Origin of the sequence: Brevibacillus sp. Leaf182 (assembly GCF_001423865.2) — a bacterium.
Classification (GTDB): domain Bacteria; phylum Bacillota; class Bacilli; order Brevibacillales; family Brevibacillaceae; genus Brevibacillus; species Brevibacillus brevis_C.
In genome coordinates this window covers 34,231-47,291 of the sequence record NZ_LMPN02000027.1, presented here as the reverse complement: position 1 = coordinate 47,291, position 13,061 = coordinate 34,231, and the positions used below count along the sequence as shown (strand labels likewise).

The following is a 13,061-nucleotide window of genomic DNA, read 5'->3' as shown; positions in this document are numbered from 1 at the left end:
GCGATGTTGAATACATAAGCTAAACCCTATCCTAGTCTAAGGGATGGATAAGGTGGAAGTCAACTATTATTGAACTGTGTCTATTTTTATACTGACTTATACCAATATTTACCTAATGAACCAACTTGTTGACCGCTCTTCTTGAAGCAGTATGCCCCGCTATCCGCTGTATATCCAGCCAACGAAAACACGTCAAAAAAAGCCCTCTATCGCAGTAATCTGCTTGATAGAGGGCTCTTGCGCAACTGGAAGCAGTGAACTACTCGTTTCGGCGAGTCATTTGCTGCCAAACGGTACCACTAGCCGCCTCGCCGCTTTCAATGCGCTGCACGGCCATCTGAACCTGCAAGCTGACCTCAAACTCAGGATCGTTCTGTGCGGTACGCAAAGCGTCCAAGGCCGTTTCATCCCCCACCTCAAACAAGTAGCGAGCAGCACGCCAGCGTACCAGCTTGTTTTTATCCTTCAACGCTTCACACATCGGTAGAATCGCGCGCGTGTCCCCCAAGTCGGACAAGGTATCGCCTGCTGTGCGTCGTACAGAGACGGAATCATCGCGGAGCGCTTCAAACAGCAGCGGGAAGACATCATCGCCTCCAATCATGCCGAGATACACAACCGCCAGCCTGCGAATCGACGGTTTGCTATCACGAAGCGCTTTTTCCAAAACAGGCAAATCCTCTTCAGTAGGCTCCATTCGATCCAGCGCTTCATATCTTTTTTGCCAATCTGGATCATCGAGCATCTCCAGGGTAACGACTTTCTTTTCACGCACGACTGGCTCTGGGGTTTCCCCGGGACCAAGCGCCATGGCCTGTTCCACGATTTCTTCCACACGGCTCTCTGGATAGGAGGCATCGACTTCCAATGCGACCTCCTCGCCAATCTCGCGCAAATCGCCATAGCGCACGCCATGCTCGACCCATTTTCGTTCCATAATGAGATTGGGCGACGCAGAGCCTGCACGCACGGCTGCCTGTCCAAAACGCTCTGGCAGCGCTGCACGAATCTGCTCCGTTCCCATAGTCACCTTGACCTGCATCGGTACCCCGCGGAACATTTGAATGTACACTTGCGCCTCTCCGAATGCCCCCGCTTCCTCCGCAGACATGTCAGGAACAGCCGCTCCTGCACCTGCTTGCAAAACCTCACGCGCGACAGTCAAAATACGCTGCCAGTCTGCATTGGACTTTCGCTCCAGCGCGAGAAAATCTGCCGTATGAAAAATGGAGGTAACCCCATCGATCTCCAAAAGCTTGTTCATGAGTTCTGGTGCTTTACTCGCATCTTTCTTTGTATAGACATGTTGGACCCCATCCGGCAAACGCTCGTCTACATTCAGCTTCATGACGTTTGGACTCGGCGTCGGTTCGATGGACAACAGTTTCATAGTGAGTCACTCCTTTTTACAGCGCACTTGCTTTCTCTTCTATCGTAGCATGTATCCTGATATGTTTTCCAACCTGAGCGATGCTCAAAAGCAGTTTGCAACCTACAACGCCAGCTTGTAGTAATCATTGGCCGACTTTACAAAAAAGCCGCATGATTCATACAGCCCCAAAGCACTGCTGTTTTCACAGGCTACCTCCAGTGATACTTGCGGACATCCCTCTTCCACCAGCATCTCGATTGTTTGTGCCAAAGCCTGGCGTCCATATCCTTTCCCTTGGTGATCTGGGTGGACACAAAATCCATAAATAAACGCCTTGCTCTCATCCTTGTTCACGCTTATTTTGCCAATGGCCTTATCATCGACAATCATTAAATACGTGGTGGATTTGGGATCACCCGCCATGTTTTCGGCCATTTCCCTTGCACGTTCTTCCTCCATTTGAAAACCGTGGACGTTCAGCCAAATCAATGTTTCGTAGTCACTGGCGATCTCCGGTCGAAGCAGTACGTTTCCTGAAACCGTTGCTCTTTGTTTCTCCCCTAAATCCATCCAATATTCCGAGAATTGATACGCCCCGCCGATTCGCTCCATATATGACTTGCCGCTTTGCGAATCTCGCTGAATGATAAACAACTGCGACGGAATGCCTCTTCGGTTGCATGCATCTGCGGCTTGTGCTTGCAACGCTGTGAATATGCCTTTTCTTCTGTAGGCTGGATGGACCATACCGCTCACTTCTGCCTCACCGCCATGAAACACGTAGAGCCCTAGAAAGCCAACCAGCTTTCCATCCGCATAACATACAAAGTCTTCTTCATGCTCTCCCGAACGCTTTTCCAGCATACCCGGGTTTACTTTGAGATCAAGCCCATCCTGCTCATTGCAAATCGCAACCAATTCTTTAATCTGTGCCAGTTCTTCTGAGGTGAGTGTTTTTCTTGCCGTGATCGTATACGTCATCGCGTAAGCACCCCTTCTATGATTAGAAGTATCGTCGTTGCAATTCAGCCACCATATCTTCCAAATTATTGGCGACCTGCGGAATCGAATAGCCTACGTAAAGTGGCGAGGTAACAAACCTCGGAACTACTTTAGCGATCAGCTTTTCTCCCCAATGGTAAAAGAAAAAATTGTAGCTTTGGTTACGCGGATTGACATGAGTCAGTACCCAATGTGCTAAAATTTGTAAGTAGTCTGCCATTTTCGGCAATTGATCAAAGTCTGATAGAATGACATTGTATTCAAAAAAACCTGCACGCGGATGCGTAGAAAGATTGCATTCAATCCCCGCCTCCTGATCGATGGTTATGCCAATAAAATCACTGTCTTTTACCTGATCCAAATAGTTGTAGTCATGTAATCCGACGATCTGCATGTGTGGATGACGGATGCTCCCCCCGGAATACGGGCCGTGGTTTTTGAAAAACAGGACGGAACGATAAGAATTGCTTTGCTCCATTTCAAGCCACTTCTCTGTCCCGAATGCCAGCAATGCTCGTACATGCTCTTTGGAATAGACAGACCAATCCCCTTGACATTCATCCGTCTCAATCAAAACAGTCTGATGCGTATCCTCCAAGACGGGGAATTTGTTCTTGAGCCAAATCATGGAGCCCCGCTGCTCCAAAACGTCTGTAAGACTGTTTCGATCACAAAAAGGACAGGCCGTCTCTGTGTTGTTTACACTCACTGGCTTTTTCCTGCCTATTTGCATGTTAAAGTGCAAGTGTGTCTGCTTCATTCCCGTGTCCCTCCAGTTTGTGCTTACTTCCACTTTACACGCATTTTCTGGGAAAATCATGACGTTTTTTGCCTAGACGACACTTTAGAAACCTCAATTGGACTGCCTATTTTTCAATGACTGTGGCGTTTGTTTCTTTTTTTATCTCAAATGTTTTACATACAATGGTAAGCAGTGAAACCTGGAAAGGTGTTGGAATTTGATGGAAAAATCATTTTATTATCCTGTTAGCTGGAGCGAGGCCCAACATTACAAAACGTTGCTTGATCAAGAAGGAGTCCCTTATGAAATTCAATCCCCGCTCGATTTGCCTGTCCTGGAAGAAGGTAAGCTGGCCATCGTCTTTCCTTCCATTCCTTTACGGATGTACGTCTGGGTGCGAACCTTGTTCTATCGTGACGGCCTGCGCTATCCGGATACGTTTTCGTTAGATTTCAAGCTACATTAATCACGAGAGAAAAGGTACCGGTTCCGTTGGTTTTCATAAGATGGTAAGAGCGGCATTTCGTATCGTTTGTGCTGGGAGGTGAAGAAGCTGCCGTCCTACAACATCCGCATCTCGATTGCGAGGTTACGTCTCGATCTATTCGATGGGAACCAACTCATCCGCTCTTATCCTGTTGCCTTGGGCAAAATTGCCACATCGACACCACGAGGGGATTTTACCATCATCAACAAAGTCCCCTATCCGAACTCCTATCCAGGGGGTCCTTTAAGTGTATTCGGCACCATCTGGATGGGACTGAGCAAGCCACACTACGGCATTCACGGCACGAACAATCCTTCCTCTATCGGCAAGTATGTATCTCACGGCTGTATTCGCATGTACAATGAGGACGTGAATGCTCTGGCAAAAATCGTGCCCATCGGTACGCCTGTTCGAATCAGACAGCAATAAACATAAACATGAAAAGACCCGCCTCTTTTTTATCCAAGGCGGGTCTTCTTTACATAAGATGAGTCTTTTTCGTTCTATCTGCTTCCGTTTCATCCGATTCCAAGTATACAAGAAATCTTCTCGCTTGCTTGTACATGATCGATAACGTCATTTCCCTGATCTTGTTCATGATCACTTCTTTATCCTCTGGATGCATTTCGGAAGAGAGCTGATGTTCTTGCAGCTCTAGGTAAGACATAACCCATTCCGGGTCTAACTTATAGGCAGGCAACGACAGCGACTCCTCTACTCTAGTAATCTACTCTAGTCTACAGGTGGATGCGTCGCATTCCCAGCCCTCAATTACTGGCTACGTCACTAATTATTTCCCTTGCTCCAATTCCTCTACCAGTGCAGATAATTCCGCCCAGCGCTCAATGGTGGCTTCGAGCTCTGCCGCCACTTGCTGTTCTTCTGCATAGAGCTTTTCAATTTTGCCGTAATCGCTGCCAGACGCAGCAATCTCTTGCTTTAGCTGGACGCTGCGCTCTTCCAAAGCCGCGATCTTGCCTTCAATCGCATCCCATTCCTTCTGATCCTTGTAAGACAGCTTGCGTGTGCGGTTGTTGCCGCGATTAGCCCCGCTGTTGCTTTGCGTCTTTTCTGCCTGTTGATCCGCTTCTTGCACCTGTGTTGCTTTTTCCTGGCGTCTTTCTTCCAGGTACTCGGAGTAGTTGCCATAGTAATGACGGATGTTTCCTTGCCCCTCAAAAGCAAACAAATGGTCAACAGTACGATCAAGGAAATAGCGGTCATGCGATACCGTGATGACTGCGCCCGGGAACTGCTCGAGATAGTCTTCCAAAATACTGAGCGTTTGAATATCCAAGTCATTCGTAGGCTCATCTAAAAACAGCACATTCGGCTCTCCCATCAGCGTACGGAGCAGATAGAGACGACGACGTTCTCCCCCAGACAGGCGGGAAATCGGTGTCCATTGCATATGCGGCGAAAACAGGAACCGCTCCAGCATTTGTGAAGCCGTGATCGACTCGCCATTGCTTGTCTGAATGACCTCTGCTGCTTCCTTTACATATTCGATGACGCGCAGCTTTTCGTCCATCTCGACATTGTCCTGCGTGTAGTAGGCGATTTTAACAGTCGTCCCGATCTCCAATGAACCGCTATCCGGTTGAATTCTTCCTGCAAGCATGTTCAAGAGAGTCGTTTTCCCACTTCCGTTTGGCCCGATAATCCCCACACGATCACCCGGCAGGACAATATAGCTGAAATCGTTAATCAGTTTTCGCTCACCGTACGCCTTATGGATGTTCGTAAGCTCGATCACCTTTTTGCCGAGACGGCTGGCCCCGAGTGCCATTTCCATTTTGGCAGCAGGTCCATCTACTACTTTATCTCGCAACTCTTCAGCCCGTTGCACACGTGCCTTTTGTTTGGTTGTCCGTGCTTTTGCTCCACGACGAAGCCATGCCAGCTCACGACGAAGCAAATTTTGCCGTTTGCTCTCAACGGCCGCTTCGTTTTCTTCACGCTCCGCCTTTTTCTCCAGGAACATCGCATAGTTGCCTTCATAGCTGTACAGTTTGCCGCGATCCAGCTCAAACGTGCGGTTTGTCACGCGATCCAGGAAGTAACGATCATGGGTGACGAGCAGCAAAGCACCCTTGTAGCGGGACAAATACTCTTCCAGCCACTCTACTGTCTCATTGTCAATATGGTTCGTAGGCTCATCCAAAATGAGCAGGTCTGCTGGTTGGATCAAAGCACGCGCCATTGCTACCCGCTTTTTTTGTCCACCAGAGAGCTCTCCTACCTTTTGTGAGAAATTGTGCAGGCCCAGCTTGGTCAGAATCATTTTGGCTTGCGTATTGCTCTCCCACGCGTCAGCCGCATCCATCCTGTTTTGAACAGCAAACAATCGCGCCTGCTTTTTCTCATCGTCTGGCGTTTCCTGAACAGCCTCAAGCGCTGTTTCATAATCACGCAAAAGCTGAATGAGCGGAGAATCACCATAAAATACTTGTTCCAGTATCGTGGAGCTTTCGTCAAAATCGGGATTTTGCGGTAAATACTCCACATGGAAATGATTCGCGTGAACAATTTTCCCGCTATCGGCAGTATCCAAGCCCGCCACGATTTTCAAGAGCGAGGATTTTCCCGTACCATTGACACCGATCAGACCAATTCGCTCTTGCTCGGCAATATGAAAGGAAATGTTATCAAACAATACTTTTTCTCCATAACCTTTGGAGAGGTTTTCTACTGATAATATTTGCATGAACGTCACCTGTACTTTTCTATTTGCTTATCGAGAAGCCATATAAATCTTACACTCGATGGTATCATGTTTTTCGCGCAAGCTCTAGGGTGATTCAAATGGATCGAGCAAAATATTGGAATGACGTCTCATTAATGGTAAAATATTGAATATTAAGTAATAATGACACCTGTATAAAAATAAAATAGGAAGCGTCACCAACCATAAGACATGTCAACGAGTCCAAACAGAAGAAGCGTACTCTTTTCATCGAGCACGCCTGCTTTTATTCTCCTAAGGACTGTCCTACTCTTTGCAGCACGTCGCCGATCCGTTCATTTTGGATGACCTCATCTGCCCACGCATCCAATGGGGTTGGTTCCTGATTGACAATGACCAGTTTGGCTCCTCTTTCTTTTGCATGCTGCGGAAACCAATTGGCCGGACTCACGGTAAGCGAAGAGCCTAATACGATGAACAAATCGGCTTGTTCGGTCCACGAGATGGCCTGATCGACTTGCGATTGCGGCAAAGATTCGCCAAACAGGACAACACCCGGACGCAAAAATCCTCCGCATGCGCAAATCGTCCCTTGTTCCTGTAGATAGCGTGTATTGGCATACTCGGTCCCGCAGGCAAGACAGCGGATTTTCGCAAGGGAGCCATGGAGTTCGGCTACAGCCAAGCTTCCCGCCGCTTGATGAAAGCCGTCTACATTTTGTGTAATGATCCCATGAACCAATCCACGCCGCTCCCATTCAGCTAAGCATTCATGTCCGGCGTGTGGCTTGCATGACAGCAGTCCTTGAATGCGCATCTGATAAAATTCCACAAACGCTTCCCGATTCTCCATCATCGCGCGAGTACTCGCGAGTTGCATCGGATCTTTACCGCGCCAAAGCCCAGACTGTGAACGAAAATCAGGCAAGCCACTCTCTGTCGACATGCCTGCTCCGGTGAATACAACTGTATAGGAAGATGTCCGCAACCAGTGTGCCAGATGATCCATCATGGTCTCCCCTTCTTCTTTGAAATTGTTCTTCTCCTGATTGTAATAGAAGAATGCCGGAATTGGGAGACCTGCCCATCAGGACACCATCTGTCTTTCCATTCAGTAGGATGGATAAACGGGTTGTGACGGATATCCCGTCGGCTGTTGATAGACTGGGTGCTGTCCATACCCACCCTGCTGCACATAGTAGGCATCGTAATAACCGTAACTGTCTGGCAACTGACTCGAGTAGCCATAGGACGGGTACTGGCTTGAGGCTGCTCTAGCTGGCAACTGCCCCTGCTGCTGACATCCTACAGGCGGGCCAATCACGACTGTTTGGGTAAGAGGCGCAAATGTTTCTTTTACCTTTGCTTCGTCTAAACAATACGTATGTGCCCACACACTTGCTGGTGTCAACCGCAAAATATCGGAGCCAAAGATCACCTCAGGAACAGGCGCATCAAAAATAGCCAGTAGATGCGTATCGTCTGTCAAAGCCATTTCATAATGCCACCAGCCCTGCGGGATATTGGCAACTTGTCTCGGTTTAATATGGTAGTTGAGCAATTGATTGGTAAAAGGATTGATTAAGGACACAATGGCCTCACCAGCGATACAATACACCAGCTCCGCTGCATTTTGATGAATGTGTGGCTCGACTACATTTCCCGTTGTCAGGAAAATATCCAGCAGCGAATTGTTGCCCAATGTATTTAATTGTGCGATCCCCAGGGAATCGATAAAATTCCGATCGTCCTTTTTGAAAAACAGATTATTCCTCAGATCGTACGTGAACTGCGTATTAGGCGATGTATAGTCGCGATAGGAAGTAGCCATCTGTAGTTGATCCTCCCACTATATGGGTATTTGACTCATTATGCATCTCTATTCTCGTTCACAAAATATGTGCACCCATCTATTCCATCGAGAAAGGGACACACCTTTCACCCTCCCCTTTACACAAACATATCCTACTAAAAGGCATAACGGGTACTCGAGGAGGGTGATCTTGTTTGACTACTTATTTAGTCTCGGACATACATGGTCAGAATCAGGCTTTTCAAAAGGCGCTGCGGGACGTTTCCTTCTCGCCCCAAGCTGGTGATCGTCTGTACGTATTGGGGGACATGATCGATCGAGGACCTGAATCAAAGGAAGTATTGCTCGATCTACTCACTCTTCGGCAGGCGTATCCGAACCAAATCTATCTCATAAAAGGCAACCACGAGCAAATGTTGGAGGATTGGCTGTCTGGAAACGGCAATCCGGAGTTATACCTGCGCTACAATGGCGGCGATGCCACCATACGTTCTTTCTTAGGGAATCACCCTCTTCGGCGAGCTTTTCTCAACCGGACACCTTCTTTGCAGGAACAAGAAGAAGCGCGGCAATTCATCCTTTCTCGCTATCCAACAACCTTGCCAACCTTGTCGTCTCTTCCTTTGTATATAGAGCTGCCAGCCGATCCGCGAACAGGAGCACCAGCCGCACTTTTGGTACACGCAGGCATTCGACCCGGCATCCCCTTGCAGGATCAAAATCCGCAAGATTTACTATGGATTCGCGAGCCTTTTTTTCTTTATTATGATGGAGAACTCCCTGTCATCTTTGGCCATACCCCTGTTCCCGGATTGCCTGAATACACAGGCAGCGGTCCTTGGCGCAGAGACAACATCGTCGGTATTGATGGTGGCGCAGGATATTGGCGAGGTGTCATGCTCGTCGAATGGCCTTCTCTTCAAACCATGTTCGTACCGATTCGGGATAGGCAATCCTCTCCACAAGTACGGGTCTACTGATCGTGCTCGGGAAAACTGGGGGCTTTCGCACTGGTGCTCCTACCCGCTGCAAGCGCATCGGGTAGTGCATCCAGTATGATGCGGGAGACAAGCCCATTCGTTCAACAAATTATTACTTTTTATAATCTACTTTCGATTTGTAATATGTTAAGATATGGACGAGGTGTTTATATGAAACGTCAGCAAATCGTGGAACAAGCCATGTTTGCCGCTTGGGGAGTCTCCCTGATCGCAACAGGAGGCAGTTTGTTTTTTTCAGAGGTGTTAAAGTACATACCGTGTGACCTGTGCTGGTACCAGCGAATCTTGATGTACCCGCTCGTCATCTTACTCGGAGTGGCCACCGCGAAGAAAGATGACAAAATCGCGTCGTACGCCTTGATTCTCTCCATCATAGGAGGACTCACATCGCTGTATCATTACTCGATTCAAAAAATACCTGCCCTGCAAGATCTGGGTAGCGCTTGCGGCATTGTGCCATGCAACACGGACTATATTAACTGGCTAGGCTTTATCACGATTCCGTTCCTTGCTCTCATTGCCTTCACCTTGATCAGCATCCTGCTTGTCATCGTTATGAAAAATGCAAAGGAGAAATGATTCATGAAAAAAGTCATCTTTCTATCCATCCTTGTGGCTGCGATCCTGATCGGTGCGATCGTGTACTCTGACATTTCGAACCGTCAGCTTGCGGAAGGAAACCCTTATGGTAAAGCCAATTTGCACCCCGCTACTCTCGAACAATTGAGTGACCCGCTGTACGATAATCTCATTATGCCAAATGAGCTCAAAGGTAAGCTCGATAATCAGGAAGACGCGTTTGTTTACTTTTACAGCCCGGTTTGTGAGCATTGCAAAGCAACTACCCCCGTCCTTGTACCGATCGTGAAAAGCTTGGACATCGATATGAAAAAGCTCAATTTGCTAGAATTTAACGCCAGCTATGGTGAATACAACATCGAATTCACTCCGACCCTCGTTCATTACAAGGGCGGCAAGGAAGTAGCTCGACTCGTCGGTGGACGTGAAGCAAGCGAATGGAAAGCTTGGTTGGAAGAGCAGAAAAAATCATAACATTTGGTAGCCTCCCACAATTCTTTGCGGGAGGCTCTTTTCATATTGGACATACGTGACAAATATGTGAAGAATTCCGTTCTCTTGGAAGAAATAGCCCGAACGAGTCATTAGGCTTTTCCAGTTATTTGCCTATAATGAGTACTGGGGATAATCCTTGAAAACGGAGGTAATCGCATGACCCTCGCTTATTTCACTGAAACCTTTGGCTTTCGGGCGACATGGAATCCAGAGCTGATTCTTTTGACCTTCTTGATCGGTCTGGCTTATTTCTCGCTGACCGGACCATTACGCCAAACTTTTCAAGATTCCACACCTGTTACACGAAAGCAAAAGATTTTTTTCACTCTCGGCTTAATTGGTTTTTACTTTAGTATGGGGAGTCCTTTGAACGTGGCTGGGCATTTTTTGTTTAGCGCCCACATGCTGCAACAATCGTTACTCTATCTCGTAATGCCCTTGCTGCTCTTGGCAGGGACCCCGTCATGGTTGATCCGCGGCCTGTTCTATCGTCGGGGGCTCAAGCTGTTCATGCGCATAGCGAGTCACCCAATACCTGCTATTCTCATGTTCAATGCCCTGTTCTCGTTTTACCATATGCCAGTTATTTTAGACTTGGCAATGAACAACTTGGCCCTGCATAATTTGATTCATTTACTGTTGCTGGTGACTGCGATTTTGATGTGGATGCCCGTTGTCGCTCCGATACCGGAAATTCACCGTCTGTCCGAACTGCAAAAGCTTGCCTACATCTTTGCTAACGGTGTTTTGATTACGCCTGCATGCGCACTGATTATTTTTTCAGCAACACCGTTGTATACGACCTATGTAGACGGTCCTTCCATGCTCTGCGCTCCATTCTTTTCCACGCCGATCGACAAATCGATGTTCGCCGTTCCACTGCTCCCTCTGGAGGATCAACGACTGGGCGGAATAGTAATGAAGCTCATGCAGGAGCTAACGTATGGAGTCGTCCTGGCTTACATCTTCTCTACCTGGTATCGAAAAGAAAAGAATCAGGAAGAGGACGGCCTCATGACACCATAGCCAATAAGAATCAGAAAGGAGGCGCCACACACACGTGAATATCGCCCCTGCTACCGCTATCCGAATCCGACGTTTGCTCTTGTTGTTACCCGTCCTTGTCCTTGTTGCTCTTGTCGCTTCTTGGGTTTGGTTCGGGCCCAAAAACGCCCAGGCGAAATTACCTGATGTGACTCTGCAAACCATCGATGGACAATCCTATTCGCTAGCACCGCAAAAGAAAACGTTTCGCTTAGTGGAGCTGATTTATACCCGTTGCCCGGATATTTGTCCCACGACAACGGTAAAAATGGTTCAGTTGCAAAAGCGCTTGCTCGAAGCAAACTTGATGGGGCAAGACGTTGAGTTTTTGACCATCACGATTGATCCGCAAAACGACACCCCTGAGGTCATGCGCTACTATGCCAAGCAGTTGGGGATTCAAGAACAAGGCTGGACCCTGCTTCGGGGTGATGACGAAACGATCAAAACGGTTACAAATTCGCTTGGCTTTTTTGCCAATAAGATGGATGATGGATTTATCTCTCATACATCGAGTACATATCTCGTGGATGATAACAATGCCGTCATTCAAAAATTCGGCATGGGTGACGATTTCGATCCCGAACAAATTTATCAGGAACTGCTGAAATTGAAGAAGGAAGGGTAATCCAATATGAAACGTACGATGATTCTGCTCTTATCCATGCTTATGCTCCTTTTAGCCGCTTGTGGAAAAGAGAACGAGCAACAAGCTTTTCAACCCGGAGCTCCCGTTGAAGCTGCCTTTACATTGGAACCAAAGGAGCTTGTAGCGGGCGACACCGTTACCTTCTCCGTTAAAGTTACGCAAGATGGCCAACCCGTGGATGACGCCAAGGAAGTGAAGTTCGAATGGTGGAAAGATGGGCAAGAAAAGCATGAAACGATCCCGGCTTCGCTGAAAGGAGACGGTGTTTACACGGCCCAACAAATCATTAACGAGCCAGGCTCTTATTTTGTCTACTACCATGTAACAGCACGTGATTTCCACAATATGCAGAAGACACCTTTTACCGTAAACAGTAAGGCTGGTGAGACGCCTGGGACGACGCCATCCGCACCTCCAACTGACGCAGGTCAGTCACATGATCATGGGGCAGCAGGTCACGCGAATGGGGAAACCATTGATTATCATTTCTCTCCAGCCGACAATATTCAAGTAGCAACACCAACTGCTCTCACCGTTCATCTCATGAAAGAGAACAAAGCGTTGGACAAAGCGACAGTCAAGTTCGAGTTCTGGCGGGGAACTGACCAAAAGCACAGCTTCGTCGATGCAACGGAAACGGCGGCTGGTCAGTATGAAGGCAACGCACAGTTCCCTACTGCTGGGGATTATACAGTGAAGGTCCATGTAGAAAAGGGAGACATTCATGATCACAAAGATTTTTCACTTTCCATAAAATAAGAAACGCAAAATAAAGCGGCCATCCTCCCGAGGAATGGCCGTTTTGCTTGTAAATTCCGGTTAGCAGGTAAAATAGGCGATTCGATTCAAGTCTGTCCCGTAATACTCCCAACGATATCCAGTCCAGCGGTATCCAGTTACAGAGTGACGACTGACATAGACGGGGTAAAACCAGAAAGAGCGACCATTTTTCAGCCAAACGTACGTGTAACGATATAAACAGGGATAGAATCCGCCAGCATCAATCCGGCGTGTTCCCCCATATCCTCTTGCTCCCGGTGCACTTGGCGTCCTACTCGGTGGAGGACCTGGTGGCGGAGGGGGAAAACCTCCTGGTGAACCGGGGGAACCAGGGGAGCCTGGTGAGCCTGGAAAATCTGGAGAACCATCTCGGCCGCCAGGGGGAAATTGATATGACATGACGTGTCACCT

General features: G+C 48.0%; 16 protein-coding genes. 8 read left to right on the top strand and 8 right to left on the bottom strand.

The genetic code is table 11. The features are described from left to right. Positions 1-259 precede the first annotated feature (259 nt). The 3 genes from ASG16_RS19600 to ASG16_RS19590 form a co-directional block, all read right to left on the bottom strand. Positions 260-1,390 (bottom strand): virulence factor, encoded by a 1,131-nt coding sequence (locus ASG16_RS19600; RefSeq protein WP_048032224.1) that lies wholly within the window; start codon positions 1,388-1,390, stop codon positions 260-262. Between the two features lie 102 nt (positions 1,391-1,492). Beyond that, on the bottom strand, positions 1,493-2,353 hold the full coding sequence (locus ASG16_RS19595) for a GNAT family N-acetyltransferase (RefSeq protein WP_056490966.1): 861 nt from the start codon (positions 2,351-2,353) through the stop codon (positions 1,493-1,495). 22 nt (positions 2,354-2,375) lie between these two features. Then, positions 2,376-3,134: a DUF4931 domain-containing protein gene (locus tag ASG16_RS19590; RefSeq protein WP_056490963.1), complete on the bottom strand. Its 759-nt coding sequence runs from the start codon at positions 3,132-3,134 to the stop codon at positions 2,376-2,378. A gap of 202 nt (positions 3,135-3,336) precedes the next feature. Between ASG16_RS19590 and ASG16_RS19585 the strand changes: the two genes are divergently transcribed. Together ASG16_RS19585 and ASG16_RS19580 are read left to right on the top strand one after the other, a co-directional pair. Beyond that, the gene (locus tag ASG16_RS19585) at positions 3,337-3,582 is read left to right on the top strand and encodes a hypothetical protein (protein WP_007727802.1); all 246 of its coding nucleotides are present in this window, start codon (positions 3,337-3,339) and stop codon (positions 3,580-3,582) included. 78 nt (positions 3,583-3,660) lie between these two features. Further along, on the top strand, positions 3,661-4,032 hold the full coding sequence (locus ASG16_RS19580) for a L,D-transpeptidase (protein WP_056491162.1): 372 nt from the start codon (positions 3,661-3,663) through the stop codon (positions 4,030-4,032). A 49-nt stretch (positions 4,033-4,081) separates the two neighbouring features. Here ASG16_RS19580 and ASG16_RS19575 read toward each other — a convergent pair whose 3' ends face one another. The 4 genes from ASG16_RS19575 to ASG16_RS19560 form a co-directional block, all read right to left on the bottom strand. Next, positions 4,082-4,303, bottom strand: a complete 222-nt coding sequence (locus tag ASG16_RS19575) for a hypothetical protein (RefSeq protein WP_056490961.1) — start codon at positions 4,301-4,303, stop codon at positions 4,082-4,084. Between the two features lie 90 nt (positions 4,304-4,393). Then, entirely contained in the window at positions 4,394-6,310 is a 1,917-nt protein-coding gene (locus ASG16_RS19570; RefSeq protein ID WP_056490956.1) for an ABC transporter ATP-binding protein, read from the bottom strand. A gap of 265 nt (positions 6,311-6,575) precedes the next feature. After that, positions 6,576-7,298 (bottom strand): NAD-dependent deacylase, encoded by a 723-nt coding sequence (locus ASG16_RS19565; protein ID WP_056491159.1) that lies wholly within the window; start codon positions 7,296-7,298, stop codon positions 6,576-6,578. Between the two features lie 102 nt (positions 7,299-7,400). After that, positions 7,401-8,120 (bottom strand): cupin domain-containing protein, encoded by a 720-nt coding sequence (locus tag ASG16_RS19560; RefSeq protein WP_048032217.1) that lies wholly within the window; start codon positions 8,118-8,120, stop codon positions 7,401-7,403. A gap of 176 nt (positions 8,121-8,296) precedes the next feature. Here ASG16_RS19560 and ASG16_RS19555 point away from each other — a divergent pair, with 176 nt between their 5' ends. The 6 genes from ASG16_RS19555 to ASG16_RS19530 all read left to right on the top strand — a co-directional run bounded on the left by ASG16_RS19555 (position 8,297) and on the right by ASG16_RS19530 (position 12,629). After that, complete coding sequence (locus ASG16_RS19555) at positions 8,297-9,082, top strand: metallophosphoesterase family protein (RefSeq protein WP_056490953.1); 786 nt, start codon at positions 8,297-8,299, stop codon at positions 9,080-9,082. Between the two features lie 171 nt (positions 9,083-9,253). Beyond that, on the top strand, positions 9,254-9,682 hold the full coding sequence (locus ASG16_RS19550) for a disulfide oxidoreductase (protein ID WP_007727820.1): 429 nt from the start codon (positions 9,254-9,256) through the stop codon (positions 9,680-9,682). A gap of 3 nt (positions 9,683-9,685) precedes the next feature. Next, entirely contained in the window at positions 9,686-10,156 is a 471-nt protein-coding gene (locus tag ASG16_RS19545) for a thioredoxin family protein (RefSeq protein ID WP_056490950.1), read from the top strand. Positions 10,157-10,333: 177 nt separating this feature from the next. Next, positions 10,334-11,203 (top strand): cytochrome c oxidase assembly factor CtaG, encoded by an 870-nt coding sequence (gene ctaG, locus ASG16_RS19540; RefSeq protein WP_056490947.1) that lies wholly within the window; start codon positions 10,334-10,336, stop codon positions 11,201-11,203. Between the two features lie 34 nt (positions 11,204-11,237). Further along, the gene (locus tag ASG16_RS19535) at positions 11,238-11,849 is read left to right on the top strand and encodes an SCO family protein (protein WP_048032214.1); all 612 of its coding nucleotides are present in this window, start codon (positions 11,238-11,240) and stop codon (positions 11,847-11,849) included. A 6-nt stretch (positions 11,850-11,855) separates the two neighbouring features. Then, positions 11,856-12,629, top strand: coding sequence for a FixH family protein (locus ASG16_RS19530; RefSeq protein ID WP_056490944.1), 774 nt, complete (start codon positions 11,856-11,858; stop codon positions 12,627-12,629). Between the two features lie 60 nt (positions 12,630-12,689). Here the strand turns inward: ASG16_RS19530 and ASG16_RS19525 are convergent, their stop codons facing one another. Then, positions 12,690-13,049 (bottom strand): transporter, encoded by a 360-nt coding sequence (locus tag ASG16_RS19525; RefSeq protein ID WP_082517245.1) that lies wholly within the window; start codon positions 13,047-13,049, stop codon positions 12,690-12,692. Positions 13,050-13,061: the final 12 nt, after the last annotated feature.